15 protein-coding genes and 3 pseudogenes are annotated in these 22,510 nt (G+C 62.4%); 9 read left to right on the top strand and 9 right to left on the bottom strand.

Going from position 1 to position 22,510, the window contains the following annotated elements:
• Positions 1–15: 15 nt before the first annotated feature.
• Positions 16–2,070, bottom strand: coding sequence for a calcium-binding protein (locus ASD02_RS25730; protein ID WP_057217500.1), 2,055 nt, complete (start codon positions 2,068–2,070; stop codon positions 16–18).
• Between the two features lie 210 nt (positions 2,071–2,280).
• Positions 2,281–2,421, bottom strand: a pseudogene (locus ASD02_RS39975) (transcriptional regulator); the annotation flags it as partial.
• A gap of 34 nt (positions 2,422–2,455) precedes the next feature.
• Between ASD02_RS39975 and ASD02_RS39970 the strand changes: the two are divergent.
• Positions 2,456–2,698, top strand: a pseudogene (locus tag ASD02_RS39970) (LysR substrate-binding domain-containing protein); the annotation flags it as partial.
• A 285-nt stretch (positions 2,699–2,983) separates the two neighbouring features.
• On the opposite strand, the gene ASD02_RS25720 reads toward ASD02_RS39970, so the two are convergent.
• Genes ASD02_RS25720 through ASD02_RS25705 form a run of 4 tightly spaced genes read right to left on the bottom strand, consistent with a single transcriptional unit; the run spans position 2,984 to position 7,685 of the window.
• Positions 2,984–3,856: a dioxygenase gene (locus tag ASD02_RS25720; protein ID WP_057220725.1), complete on the bottom strand. Its 873-nt coding sequence runs from the start codon at positions 3,854–3,856 to the stop codon at positions 2,984–2,986.
• 13 nt (positions 3,857–3,869) lie between these two features.
• A complete protein-coding gene (locus tag ASD02_RS25715; RefSeq protein ID WP_057217494.1) occupies positions 3,870–4,943 on the bottom strand; it encodes a prolyl oligopeptidase family serine peptidase in 1,074 nt (357 codons plus the stop codon).
• On the bottom strand, positions 4,940–6,589 hold the full coding sequence (locus ASD02_RS25710) for a bifunctional 3-(3-hydroxy-phenyl)propionate/3-hydroxycinnamic acid hydroxylase (protein WP_051509217.1): 1,650 nt from the start codon (positions 6,587–6,589) through the stop codon (positions 4,940–4,942). Before ASD02_RS25710 ends, ASD02_RS25715 begins: the two co-directional genes overlap by 4 nt.
• Before the next feature lie 40 nt (positions 6,590–6,629).
• Positions 6,630–7,685, bottom strand: a complete 1,056-nt coding sequence (locus tag ASD02_RS25705; RefSeq protein WP_057220724.1) for a maleylacetate reductase — start codon at positions 7,683–7,685, stop codon at positions 6,630–6,632.
• Positions 7,686–7,841: 156 nt separating this feature from the next.
• Between ASD02_RS25705 and ASD02_RS25700 the strand changes: the two genes are divergently transcribed.
• Complete coding sequence (locus tag ASD02_RS25700) at positions 7,842–8,816, top strand: LysR family transcriptional regulator (RefSeq protein WP_057220723.1); 975 nt, start codon at positions 7,842–7,844, stop codon at positions 8,814–8,816.
• Between the two features lie 89 nt (positions 8,817–8,905).
• On the opposite strand, the gene ASD02_RS25695 is transcribed toward ASD02_RS25700, so the two are convergent.
• On the bottom strand, positions 8,906–9,211 hold the full coding sequence (locus ASD02_RS25695) for a hypothetical protein (protein WP_025428240.1): 306 nt from the start codon (positions 9,209–9,211) through the stop codon (positions 8,906–8,908).
• A 171-nt stretch (positions 9,212–9,382) separates the two neighbouring features.
• On the opposite strand from ASD02_RS25695, the pseudogene ASD02_RS39965 reads away from it, so the two are divergent.
• Positions 9,383–9,493 (top strand): annotated as a pseudogene (locus tag ASD02_RS39965) (alpha/beta hydrolase); the annotation flags it as partial.
• Positions 9,494–9,696: 203 nt separating this feature from the next.
• Here ASD02_RS39965 and ASD02_RS25690 read toward each other — a convergent pair.
• Entirely contained in the window at positions 9,697–12,258 is a 2,562-nt protein-coding gene (locus ASD02_RS25690; RefSeq protein WP_057217489.1) for an FAD-dependent oxidoreductase, read from the bottom strand.
• A gap of 564 nt (positions 12,259–12,822) precedes the next feature.
• Between ASD02_RS25690 and ASD02_RS25685 the strand changes: the two genes are divergently transcribed.
• The 5 genes from ASD02_RS25685 to ASD02_RS25665 all read left to right on the top strand — a co-directional run bounded on the left by ASD02_RS25685 (position 12,823) and on the right by ASD02_RS25665 (position 18,725).
• Positions 12,823–13,809 carry an ABC transporter permease gene (locus ASD02_RS25685; protein ID WP_057220722.1) on the top strand — a complete coding sequence of 329 codons (987 nt, stop codon included), beginning with the start codon at positions 12,823–12,825 and terminating at the stop codon, positions 13,807–13,809.
• A 78-nt stretch (positions 13,810–13,887) separates the two neighbouring features.
• Entirely contained in the window at positions 13,888–14,889 is a 1,002-nt protein-coding gene (locus tag ASD02_RS25680) for a substrate-binding domain-containing protein (RefSeq protein ID WP_025428243.1), read from the top strand.
• Positions 14,890–15,085: 196 nt separating this feature from the next.
• Complete coding sequence (locus ASD02_RS25675; protein ID WP_082555638.1) at positions 15,086–16,672, top strand: sugar ABC transporter ATP-binding protein; 1,587 nt, start codon at positions 15,086–15,088, stop codon at positions 16,670–16,672.
• Positions 16,669–17,703 carry an ABC transporter permease gene (locus ASD02_RS25670; protein WP_057220721.1) on the top strand — a complete coding sequence of 345 codons (1,035 nt, stop codon included), beginning with the start codon at positions 16,669–16,671 and terminating at the stop codon, positions 17,701–17,703. The genes ASD02_RS25675 and ASD02_RS25670 overlap by 4 nt, the downstream gene beginning before the upstream one ends.
• A 74-nt stretch (positions 17,704–17,777) precedes the next feature.
• Complete coding sequence (locus ASD02_RS25665) at positions 17,778–18,725, top strand: sugar kinase (protein ID WP_057220720.1); 948 nt, start codon at positions 17,778–17,780, stop codon at positions 18,723–18,725.
• 47 nt (positions 18,726–18,772) lie between these two features.
• Here ASD02_RS25665 and ASD02_RS25660 read toward each other — a convergent pair whose 3' ends face one another.
• Entirely contained in the window at positions 18,773–19,753 is a 981-nt protein-coding gene (locus ASD02_RS25660) for a sugar-binding transcriptional regulator (protein WP_244494285.1), read from the bottom strand.
• 467 nt (positions 19,754–20,220) lie between these two features.
• Between ASD02_RS25660 and ASD02_RS25650 the strand changes: the two genes are divergently transcribed.
• Positions 20,221–22,269 (top strand): bifunctional aldolase/short-chain dehydrogenase, encoded by a 2,049-nt coding sequence (locus ASD02_RS25650; protein ID WP_057220719.1) that lies wholly within the window; start codon positions 20,221–20,223, stop codon positions 22,267–22,269.
• Positions 22,270–22,510: the final 241 nt, after the last annotated feature.

Raw genomic sequence — 22,510 nt, 5'->3', positions numbered from 1 at the left:
AGGCCTAGCGTGCCGTCAGCCGAGACCGAAGACGACATCGCTTTCCATGAGAGCCGAGAGCGAAACATGCTCAATCAGAATGCCTTCGACATCGGAGCCGTTGAAGGCGATGAACAAGCCGTCGGTCGTATCGCTGGCGGCGGCAAGAAAATCGGCATAGCTGTGAATGCCTGTGGCGTCCTGGGCCTCTTCGGAAAAGGCGATCCGATCGCCCTGCCTGCCAACGAAATCGAAAATGTGATCGAGGCCCGCCTGGCCGGAGGTTTCCGACGACCACAGAAACGTGTCGGCGCCGCTGTCGCCCTTCAACAGGTCGGCGCCATTGCCGCCACTCAACAGGTCGTCCTGCGAGCCGCCGTCGAGAAAATCCGCACCTTCGCCGCCGAAAAGCTGGTCGTTTTCCGAGGCGCCCCTCAGCGTGTCGTCCCCACCACGCCCATCGAGGATATCGTTGCCGCTCGACGAATAGAGGGTGTCATTGTCGTCGGCGCCGCGCAGCACGTCGTCGTAGCGCCCGGATGAGACGTTGAAGTACTCCACATTGGTGAAGGCCAAGCCGGTGTGTGTTGCGCCGCGTGTCGCGTCGAAGTCGGTTACCTGCGGCAAGCCGCCATAGTTGAGGTTCAATAGATCCCGGCCTTCGCCGCCATCGACCTCTCCGAGGTAACGGGCATTGATCGTGTCGTTGCCCGCGCCGCCGCGCAGGATCGACGCGACGCCAAGGGTGCCGCTGCCGGGAAAGGTGTCCTGCAGCCAGTCATCGCCGGCGCCGCCATCGAGCATGTCGCTGCCGCCGTCATTGGCAAGCGTATCCCTGCCGTCGCCGCCAAAAGCCACGTCATCGCCAGCGCCTGTCTCTATCATGTCGTCTCCGGCGCCGGCATCGATGTAGTCGTTGCCCTCCTCGCCATCGAACCGGTCACGCCCGGCACCGCCTTCGAGATGATCGTTTCCCGCGCCGGCATCGACCACGAGATAGGTAAGATCACCCGCGATGACCCGATCGTTGCCGCTGCCAAGCGCGAGGCTTGCCTCCTCTATGCCGCGCAACACTGTGCCGGTCGAGGCCTCACCGGCAGCGAAATCGACAGTGAGGTCGCTCGTGCTCTGCGTCTCCTTGATATAGAGCCAGTCCTGGCCGGCGCCGCCATCGATCTCGGCGGAGTAGAGTGTCGAGACGATCTGGTCGCGGCCGTCGCCGCCAAAAAGACGGTTGGCACCGAGCCCGTCGGTGATCATGTCATCGCCCGCGCCGGCGTCGACGAAATCGTTGCCGCCTGCCGTCTCGATAACGTCGCCAATTGCGCTACCCGTAATATGATCGCTTCCGCGTCCCGTCGTCAGCACAATCCGCTCGACATCCTGGTACTGGATGAAGAGATGCCGCTCCTCCTGCGTCCCGTATCCGGTGATGCCGTGACCATTCTCCAGGTTGAACACGACCGGAGCGGCCGATGCCGAGAGGTCGACGGCCAGCGTATCGTCTCCGGCACCGCCGAAAACGGCGCTGCCCGTCCCGACAAGCACGAAGCGGTCATTTCCATCACCGCCGTCGAGACGGTCGTTACCACCCGTATTGGTGATGATGTCCTGTCCCGCGCCCGCATTGACGACGTCGTTGCCGGCACCGGTCGAAATCCGATCGCCCCCGGCAGTTCCGGTGATCCGGTCGTCACCACTGCCGGCGAGCAGGCGTAGCCACTCGATATCGTGGAAGAAGATGTGCCGGTTTGTGGCGCTCGGGTCGCCAACATAGCCATGGCCGCTGGCACCGTTGAAGACCATCCGGTCTGCGCTTTGCGAGAAGTCGACGACAAGGCCGTCGTAGCCGCTGCCTCCGGTAACTGCGCCGCCGGTCCCGGTGAGAACGATCTGGTCATCACCGGCACCGCCGTCGAGGCGATCGTAGCCGTTCGAACTTGTCAGGGTGTCGCTTTCAGCCCCACCATCGACAAAATCGTCGCCGCCGCCCCCATCGATCGTATCGCTGCCGGGCAGGCCCCAGATGTAGTCGGTTTCCTCCGAGCCTTTCAAAGCATCGTTTGAGTACGAGCCTACGATCTTTGCCATCTCGTCATCCCTTTCGATAGACTTACGCCAATACTTGCGATCACTCGAATAAGATCGCCAAGCATCAAATCTATTTAACTAATTGCGTAAATCAACTCCGAATTAATCTTCCAAATGGAGGCAATTTAATTTGAAATCTATATTAGATATCGAAAGGGAACTGCGGAGAATTGCTTTGAAGTAAAGCCAAGATCTGCGGAAAGACGAAGAGAGGATGTGGACAAGGGTGCAATCTGCGGCCTCGGCGGCGCGGCGCGGCGTGTTGAGTTGGATCGCCCCTACCGCTTCTGACTTCTCGATCAATTCGATGGTTGAGGACCGAACGCCGATGCGTGCACCGACGAGAAGCCTGGTCCGTACGTGACCCTATGTCGTGCCGTTGGCCAGAAGCGAGATCTGCATCGAGGATCTGAAGGGCGAGAAGATCATCTCGTTCTCGCGTCAGAACCTGTCGTTCACCGAGCGCTGCTTTGCTGAAAAGTTCGAGGCGCACGATCTTGCAAAGAGCGTCGCCTATACCTGCGACGACACCTTCTCGGTGGTGTCACTGGTCTCGGCCGGTCTGGGCATCGGCTTTGCGCCGGAATGGACGCTGGATCTTCCCAACCGCAATTTCGAGCTCAGATCGAAATTGCTCGGTCGCGGGTCAGAGCGGGGAAGTCAGGGGCGAGGTCTCGAAAACCTCGTGGTCTGCGATCCCTCAATCAAACGGAGCGGCTTGCCGGGCCTAGGCCTCCCGGATCCCGGCCGTTGGCCGTCGCGATGCTGATCCTCCGAGACGAGGCTTTTAACCGGTCAAGCCGCGCGCGAACGGGCTCTGGCAGCGCTGCTGCCGTCGCCTGGTACGCTCATTATTCTCCCAAGCTGCCGGCGGGGTCCGCGTTCGACCTCACTCAAAAGCTACAGTTCACGACTATCTGACGTTACTGCAACTGCGATGTTCGAATCTGTCCTCCTGCACCATGACGAAATCGAATGCGGCCTGCCACGAGGTCGCGCCGTCGATGCGCTCGAAATCAGCGATCAGGGAGGATTTGACACCGAAAACGGCGTCGGAAGTGAGGAAGGGGTCGCCGCCGGTGAAGATGTGGGTGACAATCCTCTGGTGGCCCGGAGCAGTTACAAGGAAATGCATGTGGGCCGGGCGACAGGGGTGGCGATGGAGCGCCTCCAACAGGTCCCCAGCAGGCCCGTCGTCGGGAATGGAATAACTGACAGGCTTGATACCGACGAAGCTGTAGGCGCCGTCGGCGCCCGTGACGAAGCGTCCGCGGTTGTTCCATTTCGGCTGCAGGTCCGGCTGCTGAACGTCGTAGAAGCCATCGGCATTGTCTGACCAGACGTCGATCGTTGCCCTTTCTATTGCGTTGCCGTCGAGATCAATCACCCGGCCGTGGAACAGGCAGCTTTCGCCCTTACCGTCCAGACTGATGCTTTCCCCCATCGCCCGGATCGGCGCGTTGGCGACGTGGAACGGGCCGAAGACGGTGTTCTCCGTCGCGCCTTCGGGACGACGGTTGCCGATGGCGTCGACCAGCATGGAAAGCCCAAGGACGTCGCTGAGCAGGATAAACTCCTGCCGTGTGTCGGTACAGGTCTGGCCGGCGCGGGTGAGGAAATCAACGGCCAACTCCCATTCCCGCTGGGTCAACTCCACGTCCTTGATAAAATCATGCAGATGTCGAACGAGGCTCGCAATGACCTGACGCATGCGCGGTGCCACGTCTACGCCAATCCTGCCGTTCACAGTCTCGGCGGAGTGTTCCTCAGTGAAATAACGGCGCATCAATCGCTCCCTGTCAGGCGGATCGGTCGAGCCGTGCGGCGAACCAGTCGCCGACGAGTGCCGTCCGCTCGAAGCTGTGGTTGTATATCGTGTGCTCACCGTCCGGCCAGACGCGGAGGGCGGCCTCGCCCGTCGCGGCATCGAGGAAGGGTTGCTGGTCCTCCAGTGCCACCAGCGGATCGGCGCCTCCGTGCAGGACGAGAAGCGGGCAGGCGATTCTGTCCCGCGCCGGATCGAAACGCAGCTTTTCCATGACAGCCTCAATCATCGCTCGATCCTCGGTGCCGATCATTGCCGCGCTCTGCTCGAAGGCCGTGCGGAAGGGCAGGATGGCGGGGTGGGCGAAGGAGCCGTTGACGCAACAGGCGCGGATGCGGCTGTCGCTGCCCGCAGTGCGTGCCGCCCACAGGCCGCCGTAGCTGTTGCCCCAGATGCCCGGCGCGCCGAGGCTCGGATCGTCCAGGATTACATCGACCCAGCGGCTATAGGCGGCCTCGACCCCCGCCTGAAGATAAAGGCCTTGCTCGATGCGGGTCTCGCCCTGGCCGGGGCCTTCGGCGAGAAGGGTGGCAAGCCCGCGGCGCGCCAGCTCCCGGGCGATTGGCAGATAGGCGATGCCCCAGCCGCTCTGGCCGCCGAACAGGATGACGGTGCCGTTTGCACTTCCGCTTGCGGGGCGCACCAGCCAGCCGATCAGGCTTTTTCCCGAATATCCGGTCTCGACCCGCTCGAAGGGCAGGCCGAAGACAGGGGTGAGCTTCCGACAGGCGGCGACCAGCCTGCGATACAGCGCGACCTTGCGGGGTTCGTCGAAATTGAAGGCCATCTGGGCGTAGACCAGCGCGGCGATGCCGCGCTGCCGTGCCTCGCCGGCGGTGACGATGTTTCCTTCAGCCTCGGCCCGGTCGGCCTGTTGCAGGCGCTCGGTGGCGATGGTTTCTGCCACCGCATCCCAGGGCTCGCCCTCCGAGATGCGGGCATGAAGCCGGCGCGCATCCCCCGGGTCCATGCCGCAGTCGAGAAGCCGCGTCAGTGGCATGGCCCGCTGATGGGCAAGGTTCGCCTTGATGACCGAGTCCTCGGTCATGCCCGTGCCTCCATGGTGGTCTCAAAGGTGGGTACAGGCTGATGCAGCCAGTGCAGCCTGTCGCGAAGGCCGCGCAGCAGGGTGGGGAGATCGGAGAGATCCCGGACTGCACCATACATCAGGAAATCGGGACGGCGCAGATAGGCGGCGAAACCATTTCTCTCCAGAAACGCCAGTTGCACGCCGTCAAGATCTGCGACTTGATCGGGCGCAGCATCGGTGTCGCCGACGACGATCCAGCGACCGCCGATGGCGTCGAAGAAAGCGTGGGTCGCGGGATCCAGATGGAGGCTCGGGTCGGTCCGGCTGACGATCAGGAAGCCGCGCCCCACCACGTCGTCCATCAAGCCTTCGCGGCCGCCGGCGCGCACGAGGCCCTGTGGCGTTGGTGCACCGGTGGGGGTGAGGAGGTTACCATCGGGCTCCACATGCACCACGCCGGTCTCGATCTTGGGGAAGGGCGGGGGCGGCGGCATGTTTCCGGACAGGAAGAGTGCATTGCGTTCAGCCACCTTCGCCGGGTCGTCCTCGTTGGCGACCTTGCCGAGCATGGTCGAGGTCTTGGTGATCTGCGTGACATGCGGGCGCCGCTCCGCTTCATAGGTATCGAGAAGCTCCGGCTCGGCCTTGCCCCGCAACACGAGGTCCAGCTTCCATGCAAGATTGGCGCTGTCGCGAATGGCCGAACAGGCGCCCTGGCCCATATAGGGCATCATCGTGTGGGCGGCATCGCCCACCAGCATGACCCGGCCTTCCTTCCAGCTTTTTGTGATCGCGGGGTCAAATGTATAGACAACGTTGCGGATCGGCCGGATTTCGTCGAGCCCGATGCCATGCTGCTCGCTGAGCCAGGCAAGGCCATTCTTGATGTCTTCCCAGTAGCTGGTTTCCTCGCCCGGCAGCACGCGCATCTCGAAACGCACGCGGGATTTGCCGATCGGCATGTACATGTGCGCCCGTGCCGGGTCGCAATAGATCGAGGTAATGGCAAAGCGGTCGCCGAGATCCTTGACGTATTCGGAATCAAGATTGAGCCAACGTTCATGATGGCCGTACTGGTGACGCGCGATGCCGAGTGCGCGGCGCGTGAAACTGTTGGCGCCATCCGCGCCGATCACATAGTCCACCTCGATCCTGCGGACTGGATCGCCCCCGTCAGAAACCGCCTTCCACGAACCGTCCCAGGGTTGGGCTTCCAGAACGACCTTATCCGCACTCTGCTCGAGCTTGGAGACTTCCCAGCCGCGTAGGAACTCGACGTTCGGCAGAGGCTGTGCGCGGGAATAGATCGCGTCCTCGATTTCCGGCTGGAAGATCGAAATATGGGCGGGAAAACCGCATTGCTGCCCCTTCCAGTCCAGATCGATCAGAATGTTTCCCTGATCGTCGAGGTAGTGGTAGGTGTCGATCGCCTGCGCGTCGCGAAGGGCATGACCGATATCCCCGGCCGAGGCGACCAGGCGTGCCGTCTCGCCGTCGATATGGCTGAGGCGGGGCAGGCCGTAGGGTTCGGGCCAGCGCTCGATAACGATGACATTATGGCCGGCTTGTCCGAGGAGCGAGGCGGCAGTCAGGCCCGCAGGCCCGCAACCGATAACGGCCACTTGCCGGTGCACCACAGGCGGCGATGCCTTGGATTGATTCATGTTATCCTCCCGTTTTGCAGATATGTCTCGGCGCGCGCGTTCAGGGCGCGTCGCCTCGCCATGCCGCGGCGAGCAGCGCGTGAATATCGGCCCGTGTCACTTCCCGCGGGTTCCAATAGGGGTTCGCTGTGGCGATCTCCGCGGCGCGGCCGATATCTTCCTCCCGAAAACCGATCTCCCAGAGGGCTGTCGGGGCGCCGATCTTGACCGCAAAACCGTGTATTGCCGCACCGGGGGAGGTTTCCCCGAAAATCGCACTGAGCGGCCGAAGTTCGTCGGCAGCGGCGGCCGCGTTGAAGGCGATTGCGTGGGGCAGAACGATCGCATGGGTCTCCGCATGCGGCAGGTCGAAGGCCCCCCCTAACACATGGCAGAGCTTGTGATGCAACGACATGCCGACTGTGCCAAGCACAGTGCCGCACAGCCAGGCGCCGTAGAGTGCATCGCTTCTGGCCGACAGATCCCGCGGCGCCATAGCGATGCGCGGTAGGGCCTCAGCGAGGGCTCTCAGGCCTTCCGTCGCCATTAGCGAGGAAATCGGGTTACGATCGCGAGCGTAGAGTGCCTCGGCGGCGTGGGCCATGGCGTTTAGGCCGCTGGTCATCGTCATTGGGACCGGCAGGCTGAGCGTGAGTTCCGGATCATAGATCACCAGTTCCGGCAGAATCGACGCTGCACGTACCGTCTCCTTGCGCCCCGCCTGAGTCTGCCCAAGGATGGGTGTGACCTCCGAGCCGGCATAGGTTGTGGGTATGACGATCTGAGGCGTATCGAGGCGATAGGCGATCGCTTTGCCGAGCCCGGTAGTCGAGCCGCCGCCGAAAGCGACGGTGCAGTCCGCGTCGTTGTCGCGCATGGCCTTGAGCGCCTGTTCGGTGATCTCGACGGGCGTGTGCATGGTCGCCTGCGTGAACAATCCGGCGGCGCGATCCGCCAAAAGGTTGACGATGGCACCGGCATCGTTGGCTTGCTGTGGTGTGGAGAGCACGAGGGCACGCTTGCAGCCCAAGGCTTCAACAGCTTCTGCCACCCCCGCGCGGGCGCCGGCGCCGAACCTAATTCTTGCCGGGGACCCCTGATAGTCGAATTCCCTCATCGGTTCCTCCCTGAACGGGGCCGCGAAATCGCTTGCGGCTCCATCTCGAGGAAAACAGTAGCGACGGACGAAGGTGAATTCGAATAATGATATCTCCAGATAACATACCATTATGTTATGTTGTGAGCGGAACACGGAACTTGGGAGAATCTCTTCTTGCAGATTGATCCGCGCCATCTGCTACAGCTCTGGGCGATCGTCGATGCCGGCGGCATGTCCGAGGCGGCGGAAATGCTGGGAATGACGCAGCCCGGCTTGTCACGCACAGTCGCCTTTCTGGAAAAGCGGCTGGGTGAGCCATTGTTTCTGCGCAACCGCCGCCCGATGGAGCCGACTCCCTTGTGTCGGGATCTTGCCGATCTCGGTGCAGCGGTACGGCGCGCAACGGCGCGAGCGAGCGACGTGGCCCAGTCATTCAGGCGTGGCGAGCGCGGCGATATCAGGATCGGCGGCACGCCGTTTTTCATGGACGCGCTGGTCTCGGCGATGGTCGGCCAATTCCAGCGGACAAGGCCGAACGTTAGAATCGAGCAGGTCTATGGTTACACAACGAGCCTTGCCGAAAAGATCAGAGCTGGGCAGCTGGACCTCGCGATCTGTCCGGTCGAGGTCTTCGATGCAGATAGCGATCTGACCTTCGACCCGATCCTGACAGGGCGCAATGTGGTTGCCTGTCGCTCGGGACATCCGCTTCTTGCATCGGACAGGCTCCTGCCTGCCGACCTGCTGCGGTATCCCTGGATCGAGCCACCTGCCGGAAGTCCGCTGAGCGCCGATCTCAGAAGTGCGCTAGTCAATCTGGGCGCCGAGCATGTGCGCATCAATTTCTCCGGCGCCTCGCTCGCCGGCATTCTCGCCCATCTCGCCCATTCTGACAGCCTCGCCGTGCTGCCCTTCGGCGTGGTCTTCGCTCGGCGGGAAACCGACAACATCACCGCGTTACCCATCCTGCCGAGCGGCGTGCCGCGCGCGCTTGGCTTCGTGCAATCAAAACTGATGCCGCCTGGGCCAGCAGCGCTGCAACTCAAGATGCACGTGCTCTCGGCTTTTGCCGGGCTGAAGCCAGAGATGGAGGCCTATGCGCAACGGTGCGGCGTTTCTCCAATCAAGGCGACCTTTACGTCGGATTGAGATTAGGCGTTCCACAGGCTGCAAGCGCACGTCTCAAATGTTCTTTGACCCCGTAGTGTGCGAGCAAGCGCAAATGGCGGCGCGAGTTCTTAAATCCCTGACCCGTCGAGCTCTCGCTCGTCTTCGCCTTCCCAGGGTGAGGGCATCGAGGTGCGATTGAGATTGGCCGAGGGCATCGGCATCCAGCACTTCAATTCGGGCTCGGCGTATTCGATGATGCGGCCGGGCGAGGAATCAGAGGCGCGCCAGCCTTCTGCACCGAACTGATCGCCATTCGACCAATACGCGAGGTCAACTTCTGCCGCCCCCTGTTCGGACGGGCGGATCGTAACGAGGATCCGACTGCCGTTTTTCGGCGCGCTTGCCATGTGGCGCCAGGGATCTGGCTCGGCCATCATTTTCCTCCTGTCTTGCTGCAGGTTGCAAGTGTCGCCTCGCCATCGGAAACGGTCAACTCAAACTTTGCACAACCCATCGTCTATCGATTGACTACCCGATCAGGATGGACGCTCCGAATTGAGGTGTACCATCGCTCCTCGGCTGGCATTTCGTAGCGTGGGTCCGCCGATGGCGCCGGCTGGAGGAGTGTCTACGACATTTTGAAGCAGGACGGCTGCACCATCAGCATCGTCCAGAACCCGACGATCTCGCCTGCCGATGACGTTGCCGCCGCCCGCACAAAGGCTGATGGCAAAGCGCGCCGGCTCAAAGTTCACCAACGTCATGTCCTTCGCACACTGGCGGCTCCGGTATCCGAACAACAGACAAATTCCAGGGGCGCAGGCATAATGAACGAACGCCAAAAACGAACGCGCCCGCTTGAAGCAAGCAGGCGCGTGACGGGACGTCCACCGCGGGTGGGCCGAGGGGTTGTAAAATCTCAGCTCCGCGGCTTCAGGTTCTCCGGGTCGTAGAGTGGCTTGTAGCCGACGCCGGCGACTTCGACGGGGTAGGTCTCGGCGAAGTATTCGACGTTCAGCTTGCGGCCGACCTGGCAGTGGGACCAAGGCAAATAGGCAAGCGCGATGTTCTTGCCGATCGTCGGGCCGTAGGCGATGGAGGTGGTATAGGAGCGGCGGCCGAGTTCGTCGACCAGCACCGCGCCGGTTTCCGGGTCCATGACCGGCAGGCTGCCGACCGGGTAGCGCTTCACGCCGTTTCTATCGGTATTCTCCGTGAGGATGAGCGTGCAGAGCATGGCCGGCTGGTGCTCACGTGCCTTGTATTCAAGATGTTTCGCCTTGCCGCGGAAGTCCACGTCCTTCACCTTCGGACGAGCCAGATCGGCCTCGATGAGGTTGTACTGTGTGAGAAGATCGGCATTCTGCAGGCGCAGGCTCTTTTCCAGACGGCGCGAGTTTGCATAGGTTTCGACGCCGAAGGCCATGACGCCGGTTGAGCGCAGTGCGTCCCAGACGGCGAGGCCGTCCTCATATTTCATGTGCAACTCCCAGCCCTGCTCGCCGACATAGGAGATGCGGAAGGCGGTGACCTTCCTGCCGGCGATTTCGATCGGTTTGATCGCAGCGAAAGCGAAGTTCTCGAGATCGAGGCCGGCCGGATCGGCAACCACCTTCTTCAGCGTTTCGCGGGCGTTGGGGCCCCAAATGCCGATGGTGATGAACTTCTCCGAAACGTCGGTGATGGTGACGTCAAGGCCGCGATCTTCGGCGACGCGGCGCATGTACTGGAAGTCGCGCGGGCCGGCATCGGCGCCGTTCACGAGACGGCAGCGATCGGCCATGCGGAAGACGGTGAAGTCGGCCCGTACCATTCCTTCGTCATCGAGGAAATGGGTGTAGATGCCCTTGCCGATATTGCCGTCGCCGCCGATCTTGGCGGCGCAAAGCCACTCCAGCAACTCGACGTGGTCAGGGCCTTCGATGTCAACCATATGAAAGTGCGAGAGGTTGACGATACCGCAATCCTCGCTCATCGCCAGATGTTCGGCGTTGGACACGCGCCAGAAATGGCGGCTGTCCCACTCGTTCTGGCGCACTGGAACGCGGTTGCCGTATTTTTCTAGGAGGTGCTCGTTGGCGGCGTAGCCATGGGCGCGCTCCCAGCCACCGAGTTCCATGAAGTAGCCGCCGAGCTCTTTCTCGCGCTCGTAGAAGGGCGAGCGCTTGACGTTGCGGCCGCTGGCATAGGGCTCGCGCGTGTGCACGGCCGGATAGTAGATCTTCTGCGCCGCCTCGAAGCAGCGGCCCTCGATGAACTTCTCCTCCAGCTGGTGCGGGTAGAAGCGAGAATAGTCGATCGAGGCGTGGTCGATCTCAGTGCGCCCGTCCGTCATCCAGTCGGCGATCAGCTTGCCGTAGCCGGGACCGTCCTTCACCCAGATGGCGACGCAGTACCAGAGGCCGCGCACCTTCTGGCTCTCGCCGCAGGAGGGGCCGCCGGCGGCCGAGACCTGCAGCAGGCCGTTGAAGGAATGGCCTTCATTGTAGCCGAGTTCGCCGAGGATCGGCGTCAGTTCCATGGCGCGCTCGAGCGGCTCGATGATCTGCTCCATATCGAGGTCGCGCTGCGAGGGCGACAGGCGTGCCTCGTGCTTTTCGAGAATGTTGCGCGGATGGCAGAGGCGCGGGTTGGTGGTCTCGTAATAGCCCCACTCGATCTGGCCACCTTCGGTGGTCTTCGGATCGCCGGTGTCGCGCATATAGGCGGAGTTGCCCTGGTCGCGCAGGAGCGGGAAGCCGATTTCCTTGCCGGTGCCTTCGAATTCGTTATACGGGCCGAAGAAGGTGAGCGGATGGTCGACCGGCATCACTGGCAGATCCTCGCCGACCATTTCGGCGATCAGGCGGCCCCAGATGCCGGCGCAGACGACGACATGGTCGGCCATGATCGTGCCGCGATGGGTGACAACGCCCTTGATGCGGCCGTTCTCAACGATGAGCGACCTTGCCGGCGTGTTGCCGAAGATCTGGAGCTTTCCGGATTTCTCGGCCGCATCGACCAGTTTGCCAGCAACTGTCTGCGAGCGCGGGATGACGAGGCCGGCATCCGGGTCGAACATGCCGCCCATGACCTGATCTTCCTCGATCAGCGGGAACATCTTCTTGATTTCCGCGGGCGAGACATAGTGGGCGCGGGTGCCGAAGGCCTTCGCGGAGGAAAGCTTGCGCTTGATCTCTTCCATCCAGATATCGTCGCCGGTACGCGCGACTTCCAGGCCGCCAATGCGGGCGTAGTGACCCATCTTCTCGAAGAAGTCGATCGAATACTGCGTCGTCCAAACCGAAAGATAATCGTGGCTGGTCGTATAGCAGAAGTCGGACGCGTGCGCCGTCGAGCCGATATCGGTCGGGATGCCGGACTTGTCGATGCCGACGATGTCGTCCCAACCGCGCTCGATCAGGTGATGCGCGATCGAGGCACCAACGATGCCACCCAGCCCGATGATTACGACCTTCGCCTTTTGAGGAAACTCTGCCATTGATTGCGACCCTGATTGAAACTGAAGCCGGATTTTAGGATTTGCGGCGCTGCGATTAGAGCCTGTCTACGACATAATTATCGTGCTGCACGACCAGAGCCTGCACTCTGCAAACAGGATTTCTCCATCACGACAGAGCCGTCGACAAGGGTTCATCTCCTCGAACTCGGGTTTTTTCTTATCACCGCGACGACGCAGGGCCGCTACAGAGCGGATCGCACGTGGCGCTGGTAGCTTCATAAGTCACGAGCCCTTGACGTCGTTAGCTCTCGACGTCGTTCATTTTCTCCTGATGCGCGGAATGCGCGCCGAAAATTGCGTTACGGGGACTGTACTCTGCTGGGGGAAACGCCAAACTTTTCAGATAAATAAGCCGGCCGCGATAGATTGGTGTTGACAATACACAACAGTCTTTGGCAAATGTCATCGCCGACCTCATCAGGTCGGCCGTCGCGGCATCCGAACTCGAAAGAGGTCCGGGTGCGCGCTCACGGAGCGTGCCTAGGAGCACGCTGGGAGCCGTGATTGCGCTTGCCTGCGAACGACAATGACGGAGGGCGCGCTTTGGAATTTCGGGTTGATCGCCAGTTGGCATTTTTGGCCGTCGTCAACGTTGCTGTGCTGGTAGCGGGCGGCGTGTTGGTCGGTGGCAGTTTCCTCGACATCTACAACCTGCAATCCATGGCGGGCCAAGTCCCCGAGCTCGGGCTTCTCGCGCTCGGCGTGATGCTGGCGATGATCTCGGGCAATGGCGGCATCGATCTGTCGGGCATCGCCCTTGCCAACCTTTCGGGTGTCATCGCTTATCTCGTGCTGCGCGACACGGTTTCGCCCGATGACGCGCCGCTGCTGTTCAGCTGGAGCTTTGCCGGCATAGCACTGCTCGTCGGCCTAGTTGGCGGAATGCTGAATGGGTTTCTGATTTCGAGCGCCGGCTTGACGCCGATCATCGCCACGCTTGGCACGCAGCTGTTCTTTACCGGCCTTGCGATCGCTTTCACCAACGGTTCGGCGCTGGGCCTCGGCTTCATCGAGCCGCTCGACGCCTTCGGTAACACACCGGTTCTCGGTGTGCCGCTGTGCTTTGCGCTCTTCTTACTGATTGCTCTCATCCTCGGCGGCGTGCTGCGCTACAGCCCGTTCGGCCTCAGGCTCCTGCTGCTCGGCAACAATGCCAAGGCCGCGCGCTATGCCGGCATTGCGGAAAAGCGCATCCTGTTTTTGACCTATACCGCCTGCGGCGTGCTTGCGTCGGTCGCCGGCATCGTGATCGCCGCGCGCACCTCGAGCGTGAAGTGGGACTACGGCAATTCCTACGTGCTGATCGCCATTCTCATCGCCGTCATGGCGGGCGTTCGCCCTGAGGGCGGCTATGGCCGGGTGATCTGTGTCGTCCTGTCGGCGACGTCACTGCAGATCCTGTCGAGCCTGTTCAACTTCATGGACATTTCCAACTTCTTCCGCGACCTCGCCTGGGGCGTGCTTCTGCTCGTCTTTCTCGCGACATCCGGCTTCGACGCCAAGGCCTGGTTCAAGGCATTGCGCGGCTGATCCAAGTTCCAGGGCCGGCGAGATGCCTTCGCACGCCGGTCGATCTGTCAAAATTCGAAGGTTCTTTGGGAGGAATGCATGCTTGCCATTCGTAAATTCGCTGCCTGCGCCGTCGCGCTTGGAGCACTGACTGCAACCACGGCTGCCATTGCCGAGGAAACCCCCAGCATCGTCACGGTGGTGAAAGTCACGGGCGAAAACTGGTTTACTCGCATGAACGAAGGCGTCGATGCCTATGGCAAGGAAAACCCCGGTGTAGCCACCAGCCAGGTCGGTCCGGGCAAGGCCGACGCAGCCCAGCAGGGCCGTCTGATCGAAGATCTGGTTGCCAAGAAGGTTGCCGCGATCGCCGTCGTGCCGATGGATGCTTCCGCGCTTGAAGGCGTGTTGAAGCGCGCCGCCCAGCGCGGCATCAAAGTCATCACCCATGAAGCCGATAATATGAAGAACACGCTCGTCGACATCGAAGCCTTCGACAACAAGGTCTTTGGCGCGCGCTTCAACGAGAAGATCGCCGAATGCATGGGCAAGTCCGGCAAGTGGACCTCCTTCGTCGGCTCGCTCGGCAGCCTGACCCATGTGCAGTGGGCCGACGGCGGTTCGGAAAACGCCCAGAAATACCCCGAGATGGAACTGGTCTCCGAGAAGAACGAATCCTTCAATGATGCCAACCGCGCCTATGAAAAGGCGCGCGAGATCCTGCGCAAGTACCCTGACATCAAGGGCTTCCAGGGCGGTTCGGCCATCGACGTCATCGGCATCGGCCGTGCCGTCGAGGAAGCCGGCCTGCAGGACAAGACCTGCGTATTCGGCATCGGCCTGCCCAAGGACACCGGCTCCTACCTCGAATCGGGCGCTGTCGACGGCATCAGCTTCTGGGATCCGAAGGATGCCGGCTACGTCATGAACAAGGTCGCCGACATGGTGCTGAAGGACGAGGAACTGAAGGACGGCATGGACCTCGGCGTTGCCGGCTACGAAAAGGTCACCGTCAAGAAGGGTGCCGGCGACGGCGTGATCGTGGTCGGCCAGGCATGGGTCGACGTCGACAAGTCGAACTACGCCAAGTACCCGTTCTGATTGGGTCGAGATGATGGCGATGCCGGGCCCGACAATGGGCCCGGCGTTGCGCGTCGAGTGCCGCTACAGCGTCGCGCGTCGAATGTGATGCGCCAGGGACATTGTAACGCTTTAGACCTGCTGCAATCGTCTCCTGGATCTATGGCGATCCAAGGAAACGTGCAGCAGGCCCGTTCTTTTTGGTCAGGACAGTGCCATGCAGCTCAAGCACGAAGCCAGCGCGCCGCATCCCGGCGGCGAAACCTCGAAAGCCGCAATTCCCTATCTGGAAATTCGCGATGTCCAGAAACGCTTCGGCGGCGTTCGCGCGCTGAAAGGGGTCAGCTTTTCGATCGAGCCCGGACAGATCTACCATCTCATGGGCGAGAATGGCTGCGGCAAGAGCACGCTCATCAAGATCATTTCCGGCGCGCAGCCGGCCGATGCCGGCGAACTGCTGATCGATGGCAAGCCTGTGGGCCATCTCACACCGGTTGCCGCGCTCGCGGCCGGGATCGAGACCGTCTATCAGGACTTTTCTCTGCTGCCCAACCTGTCCGTCGCCGAAAATGTCGGCCTGACGCAGCAACTGGTCGCAGCCTCCGGCAAGCTTGCCCGGCGGCTTGATCTCGGACGAATGCGCCAGACGGCGGAACGGGCGCTCGCGGCCGTGAACCTGCCGACGACCCGCGCCTTTCTTTCGACCCGCACGGACGAGCTGCCGATGGCCACGCGTCAGCTCATTGCCATTGCCCGCGCCATTGCTTCCGATGCGCGCCTCGTCATCATGGACGAGCCGACGACGGCACTGACGAAGCACGAAGTCGATAATCTCATCGGCATCGTCAACCGACTGCGCGCCAAGGGCGTCGCGGTGCTGTTCGTCACCCACAAGCTCGACGAGTGCAAGTCGATCGGCGGGCGCGCCGTCATCATGCGCGACGGCCAGAAGGTCGCCGCATGCGACATCGCCGATCACACCAAGGCCGAACTCGGCTTCTGGATGACGGGCAAGGTGCTGGACGAGGCGCGCTATCGTTCGGCGCCGAAGTTCGGCGAGGATCTGTTTGTCGTCGACGCGCTGTCGCTGAAGGATACCTTCGCCAATGTTTCCTTCTCCATGCGCCGCGGCGAGATCGTCGGTATCACCGGGCTTCTGGATTCCGGCCGCAACGAGCTGGCCCGGGCGATTGCCGGCGTCGCTCCAGCCGATACCGGACGCATCCGCCTCAATGGAAAGGATGTGACGCCCCGCAAGCCCGCCGACGCCATTGATGCCGGCATCGGCTACGTCCCCGAGGATCGCCTTTCGGAAGGTCTCTTTCTCGAGAAGCCGATCGAAGAGAACATTGTCGTGCCGGTGCTCGATCGCCTGCGCGGCGCCCTCGGCATCCTGGACGGCCGCCGCAGCCGCGCGCTGGCGAAGCGCTCGGTCGAAGACCTGCAGGTGGTCACGCCGGATGTAGCCAACCCGGTGCAGTCGCTGTCGGGCGGCAACCAGCAGCGCGTGCTTATCGGCCGCTGGCTGACCATCAATCCGAAGCTTCTGGTCCTGCACGGGCCGACCGTCGGCGTCGATGTGGGATCCAAGGACACGATCTACCGGATCATCCAGCGTCTCGCGGACGAAGGCATGGGCGTCATCATCATCAGCGACGACCTGCTCGAACTTCTGCAGAACTGCGACCGGATCATGGTGATGCGCAAAGGCGAAGTGGTGGAAACCTTCCAGGCCGAGGCGCTGGAGGAAGAGGCGCTTTACCGCGCCCTTGTAGAAGAGACGACCGTGAGGACCCCGCAATGACCGACACGACATTCAATGGGGCCACCCCAGCTGGCAACGACAAGGTTTCGCTTGGCTCCGCCTGGCGCTGGCTGCTGCGTCATCCGCCGGTCGTGACCTTTGCGCTGATCGTGCTCGTCTGCCTGGTGGTCGGCTCGATCAATACGGACTTCTGGCAGGTGTCGAACCTGTTCGACATCCTGCGCGCTTCCGTCGTGCGCGGGCTGTTCGCGCTCGGGGTCCTGGTGGTGCTGGCGTCCGGCGGCATCGACGTTTCCTTCACCGCCATTGCCGCCTTCGTCATGTATACGGTGACGATGCTGGTCACGAACCTGCTGCCGGGGTTGCCGATGCCGGTGATTTTGCTGGTCGCTGCCGCCGGCGGCGCCTGCTTCGGAGCGCTCAACGGCGTGCTCGTCCACGCGCTGCGCGCGCCGTCGCTGATTGTGACGATCGGAACGCAATACGTCATTCGCAGCTTCCTGCTGACCTTTGTCGGCACTGCCCTGTTCATGAACATTCCGGGCTCGATGGAGGCGTTCGGCAAACTCGCGCTTTTCACCCATCAAAGCGCCAACGGCTCCATCTCGGTGCTGCCGGCCTTCGTGCTTGTGCTCGCTGTTGCGGCCGCGGTGACCTGGTGGATCCTAGAGCGTACTTTGATGGGCCGGGCGGTTTATGCGGTCGGCGGCAATCCCGGCATCGCCGAACGCCTCGGCTTCAATCTGCGCACCGTGCATATCTTCGTCTTTGCCTATGCGGGCCTGCTGGCCGGTATTGCCGGGATCATGCATGTGGCGAGCAACCGGCTTGCCAATCCGTTCGACCTTGCCGGAACCGAGCTTGAGATCATCGCCGCGGTCGTTCTCGGCGGTGCGCGCATCACCGGCGGTTCGGGTAGCGTGATCGGCACGTTGCTCGGCGTGGTGCTGATCACGCTTGTCAGCAACGTCCTCATTCTCGTCGGCATTCCGAGCACGTGGCAGCTCGCCATTATCGGCGTCTTCATCGTTCTTGCCGGCACCGTCTTCTCGCTTCGTGCAAAAGGCTAACGGGCTTCGGCCGTCGTCCAGCGGGTCAAGGACTGCTATCTGCGGTCACCAATTCAGTAGGGAAGGTTGAGTGCATGGCGCACGACGTATCTGTAATCGGACTTTACATTCTAGATATTCTCGGCCGACCGGTGGACCGGATCCCGTCCGGCGGCAACGTCGAATTCATCGACGAGATCCGCCTGACCGTTGCGGGCACCGCCGGCGGTACGGTCGTCGACCTTGCCAAGCTCGGGCTGAACTGCCTGGCGGTCGGCGCCGTCGGGGACGATGAGAAGGCGGACTTCGTGCTCGCCACGCTCGACCGCTTCGGCGTCGACCGGTCGGAGATGCAGCGCATTGCCGGCGTGCCGACTTCCGCGAGCATTCTCAACATCCGCCGCAATGGCGAACGGCCGGCTTTGCACGTACGCGGCGCCTCCGGACATTTCGAGATTCCCGCGGATGCGCGCGAGCGGGTGCTGGCGCCGCCGATCGTCCATCTCGGCGGCACTGGGCTGCTCGATCGCCTCGACGGCGAACCCAGCCGCGTTTTGCTCGAGGAAGCCAAGCGCTTCGGCAGAACCACGACCTTCGACCTCCTGGGCGCGAACGACAACACGCTGTCGCTGATCCGGCCGCTTTTCCCCTTTATCGACTATTTCATGCCTTCAGTGGAGGAGGCGATGCTGATTTCCGGCCAGAAGACCGCCGAGGATGCCGGCCGTTTCTTTGCCGATCTCGGCGTCAAGCACTGCATCTTTACGCTCGGCGGCGACGGCGTCTGCTTCCTCGATGCCGACGGTAAGAGCCTGCACCTCCCGGCATTCGAGATCGACGTGGTTGACACCACCGGCTGCGGCGACGCCTTCAATGCCGGCTTCATTGCCGGGCTTCATCATCGCATGGAGACGGAAACCGCCTTGAAGTTCGCCCAGGCATCCGCCGCGCTCGTGGCGACGGGTCTCGGCTCTGACGCCGGGATCACCTCTTTCGAGGCGACGTGGGACTTCATGAGCAATGCCCGCGTGAAGAGCAACTGACACCAGTTTTCGCTGCTGCCCGATCCGGTATCGGGCAGCAGACGGGGCTATTGCAGCAGCATCTCTGCCGTCGCGATGTCGGTGACCAGGTGGGTTGCATAGCCGCCCTTCAACGTCGCCCGGATCGCCGTCAGCTTGCTGGTGCCGCCCGCGACGCACAGGCGCCGCGGCACCTGGCTCAACTCGTTCAGTTCGATGCCCACCATGCGGTTGTCGAGATCGCCGCGCACGGGCCGCCCTTCGGCGTCGATGAATCGGCAGATCAGCACCCCGACCGCGCCGCCGGCCTGGTAGGCGTCGATGTCTTCCTGCCCGGTGATGTTCGCAGACCTGATCAGCGTCTCAGGGCCGATGTCGCCGACACCGAAGAGAATGATGTTCGACGAGTGTATGAGCTCGAACTGCTTGACCAGCACCTGTTCGGCCAGAAGCGCCTGCTTCAGGGCGGGTGTCGACAGCAGGGCCGGTGCAAGCAGGTTGATGCAGCGGGCGTGGATGCGGCGCGACATCAAGGATGTGCAGAATTCAGGCGCGAAATCCGGATTGGCGATCGAGCTTCCGGAGACCTGCACCACCGTCAATCCCTCTACCGGCTCGGGAAGCGAGATGCTGTCGGCCACGGCCAGCACCGTCCGGCCCCAGGCGACGCCGATCGTGTCGCCTGGCTGAACCATATCGGCAAGCAGGCGAGCACCGGCCTCGCCAAGCCGTTGCACCAGGTCGCTGTTGTCGAGGGCGGGAATGACCAGCGCACCCTCCAGGCCGAACTTGTCCTTCAGACGCCGTGCGATACCAGTCCGGGAGCCGACTTCCGTGTTCAGGCGAATGTTGACCAGGCCACGCTCGCGCGCTTCCTGCAGGTAGTTGACGATCGTTGCCCTGGATACACCGAGCATCTTGGCGATTTCGCTCTGGGTGAGCTGGTCGACATAATAGAGCCAGGCAGCCCAGACGACGCCGTCGTCGAACTCCGCAGGCAAGACTATGCCTTCGCCGACTGCCCGGTTTCCCCGCGCCGTATCCATCATCGTCTGCTCCCCTGGATTGTCATGACTTCTCCTGAAGCGGAAAAAGTGTCCGCCGTCAAACAAATTTGCAATGTGTGTTGACACATGACACAGCATGGTGGCAATTGTCTCGACGAAGGTTTTGGGAGACGCCGAGATGGAATGCTCGACTATAGGCGCGTGCCAGTGGGTTGGAAACGAACCAATCGGCGAAGCGCGGCGTGGTGTCTTTCCCGCCCCCACAAACCGGCTGCAGATCGCTCTCGACGTCGACCGCAATCCCAAGGCCATGCAGCCTTGGCGTGATGGCGCAGACGCAGGTTGCCGCCTGCAGCCGACCGACGGATAGCGTCGCCGTTTTGTCCTCACGGCGTGCGGGGAACGGTCGTCCGTTCGGCGCGCAGGCCGAGCAAGGGCTGCTGACGACAGGACTTGATTTTCAAACCCCATGGAAAACGCTGCCAAGCGCGGGAAGACAGGAGCCTTTTATGAAATCCAGATGGTCAGAAACCGAATTCGCCCGTGTCGTCGACACCTACGTCAACGCCGGCGTCAACCGGGACCTAGCGATCCGCACCTACACGACACGGCTTCTGGGTTCGGATCCCGAACTGGTACTGCATGGCGGCGGCAACACCTCCGTCAAGACCACGTTTACCGAGATGGACGGTTCCGAGGTTGCCGTTCTGTGCGTGAAAGGCAGCGGCTGGGACATGGGCACGATCGAACCGGCGGGCCTGCCCGCCGTCAGACTGGAGCCGCTTCAGGCCATGGTCAAATTCCCGACGCTCAGCGACGACGACATGGTGATGCTGCAGCGCCGGCTGCTGCTTGATCCTGCAGCGCCGAACCCTTCGGTGGAAGCGATCCTGCACGCCAACCTGCCGTTTCGGCATATCGACCACACCCATGCCAACGCGATCGTGTCGCTGACCAATCAGCCGCATGGCGAGGATCTGGTGCGCGAACTGTTCCCCGATTCCATCATCGTCCCCTACGTGATGCCGGGCTTCGATCTCGCCAAGGCCTGCGACGAGGCGTTCCGCGCCAATCCGGGCGCCGACGGCATGATCCTGCTGAAACACGGCATCTTCACCTGGTCGGAAGACCCGCGTGAATCCTATGAGAAGATGATCACTGCCATCGACAAGGCCGAGCGCCGCATCGCCCGCGGCAACCCGCGTCCGTTCATGGTCGTCAAGCCGGCGGCCCCGCTTGCAACGGCAGCTCACATCGCGCCGGTTCTGCGCGGCGCCATCGCGATAGACAGCGGCATCGAGGGCTGCCCGCGCCGCTTCGTGCTGGAACATCGCTCCGGCCCTGATGTCCTCGATTTCTGCAATGCCGAGAATGTTGCCGATCTGGTTCACCGCGGCAATGCGACCCCTGAGCACGTCATCCACATCAAGCGCTTTGGCGTGGCGCTGCCCGCCCCCGTTGCCGGCGACATGGCCGGCTGGGCCGACAAGGTGCGCGCAGCCGTCGCCACCTACAAGGACGAGTATCGCGCCTATTTCGAGCGCAACAATGCGCGCGTCGGCGGCATCAAGCGCATGCTCGATCCGATGCCGCGGGTGTTCTATGTCGCGGACGTCGGCCTGTTTGCCGCCGGCCCGACGAAGAAGGCCGCGCGTGTCGGCGCCGACGTTGCCGAGGCGACGATCGCTGTGATCCGCAATGCCGAAGGCATCGAGAGCTTCGAGGCATTGTCGGAAGAGGACCTATTCGACATCGAGTACTGGTCGCTCGAGCAGGTTAAGCTGACGAAGCAGGCGGAGAAGCCGCTGAGCCGGCAGGTCGCGGTGATCACCGGTGGTGCGGGTGGCCTCGGGCTGGCGATTGCCGAGGCTCTGCACGCCGAAGGCGCCGAGATCGCGCTCTTGGACCTTGCCGAGGATGCCTTGCAGAAGGAAGCGGCAAGGCTCGGTGGTGTCGGCCTCGTCTGCGATGTGACGAAGCCCGAGGCGGTCGACGCGGCGCTCGCCGATGTGGCCCGGCATTTCGGTGGCATCGATATCGTTATCTCGAACGCCGGCGCTGCCTTCCAGGGCGCCCTGCTCGATGTTTCGGAGGAGGTCTTCCAGAAGGCTTTCGCGCTGAACTTCTGGGGGCACCACTATATTGCCCGCAGCGCGGTCCGGATCATGAAAGCCCAGAGAACTGGCGGTGCACTGGTCTTCAATGTCTCGAAGCAGGCGGTCAATCCCGGCCCCGACTTCGGCCCTTACGGAACGTCGAAGGCGGCGCTGATGGCATTGATGCGCCAATATGCCGTCGAACATGGCGCCGACGGCATTACCTCGAACGCGGTCAACGCCGACCGCATTCGCACCGGCCTGATGACCGACCAAATGATCGAGGAGCGCAGCCAGGCGCGGGGTATTTCGCCGGAAAGCTACATGCGCGGCAACCTGGTTCGACGTGAGGTAACGGCACGGGACGTCGCGGCCGCCTTCGTCCACCTCGCCAAGGCGCGCACCAGCACAGGCGCGGTGCTCACGGTCGACGGCGGCAATGTCGGCGCGATGATGCGCTGAGTTTAAAGCGTCCGTTATTCCGCCAAGTCCGAAGTAGCTCGGCCCCGGTCAGTCCAACTTGACCGGGGTTGGGCATATCCGTCCTTCAGGGCAGTCGCTCCCATTGGCTGTTCAGCCGATCCATCTGCCGGCCGCCGCAGTTCCCTGGGGCACAACGATCCATGCGCGGCTTGCAGGGGTGGAGTGAAGTCTTAGCGCTGCTATCTGCGGGGGTGATCGACTATATATCCCTCATCGAAGT

Origin of the sequence: Ensifer sp. Root1252 (assembly GCF_001425885.1) — a bacterium.
Lineage (GTDB): Bacteria > Pseudomonadota > Alphaproteobacteria > Rhizobiales > Rhizobiaceae > Ensifer > Ensifer canadensis.
This window is presented reverse-complemented; position numbering and strand designations above follow the sequence as displayed.

Excerpts from the sequence above, each read along its gene's own strand:
- ASD02_RS25730 (WP_057217500.1), bottom strand. The coding sequence starts at position 2,070 with ATGGCAAAGATCGTAGGCTCGTACTCAAACGATGCTTTGAAAGGCTCG.
- ASD02_RS25720 (WP_057220725.1), bottom strand. The coding sequence starts at position 3,856 with ATGCGCCGTTATTTCACTGAGGAACACTCCGCCGAGACTGTGAACGGC.
- ASD02_RS25715 (WP_057217494.1), bottom strand. The coding sequence starts at position 4,943 with ATGACCGAGGACTCGGTCATCAAGGCGAACCTTGCCCATCAGCGGGCC.
- ASD02_RS25710 (WP_051509217.1), bottom strand. The coding sequence starts at position 6,589 with ATGAATCAATCCAAGGCATCGCCGCCTGTGGTGCACCGGCAAGTGGCC.
- ASD02_RS25705 (WP_057220724.1), bottom strand. The coding sequence starts at position 7,685 with ATGAGGGAATTCGACTATCAGGGGTCCCCGGCAAGAATTAGGTTCGGC.
- ASD02_RS25695 (WP_025428240.1), bottom strand. The coding sequence starts at position 9,211 with ATGGCCGAGCCAGATCCCTGGCGCCACATGGCAAGCGCGCCGAAAAAC.
- ASD02_RS25690 (WP_057217489.1), bottom strand. The coding sequence starts at position 12,258 with ATGGCAGAGTTTCCTCAAAAGGCGAAGGTCGTAATCATCGGGCTGGGT.
- ASD02_RS25680 (WP_025428243.1), top strand. The coding sequence starts at position 13,888 with ATGCTTGCCATTCGTAAATTCGCTGCCTGCGCCGTCGCGCTTGGAGCA.
- ASD02_RS25675 (WP_082555638.1), top strand. The coding sequence starts at position 15,086 with ATGCAGCTCAAGCACGAAGCCAGCGCGCCGCATCCCGGCGGCGAAACC.
- ASD02_RS25670 (WP_057220721.1), top strand. The coding sequence starts at position 16,669 with ATGACCGACACGACATTCAATGGGGCCACCCCAGCTGGCAACGACAAG.
- ASD02_RS25665 (WP_057220720.1), top strand. The coding sequence starts at position 17,778 with ATGGCGCACGACGTATCTGTAATCGGACTTTACATTCTAGATATTCTC.
- ASD02_RS25660 (WP_244494285.1), bottom strand. The coding sequence starts at position 19,753 with ATGATGGATACGGCGCGGGGAAACCGGGCAGTCGGCGAAGGCATAGTC.
- ASD02_RS25650 (WP_057220719.1), top strand. The coding sequence starts at position 20,221 with ATGAAATCCAGATGGTCAGAAACCGAATTCGCCCGTGTCGTCGACACC.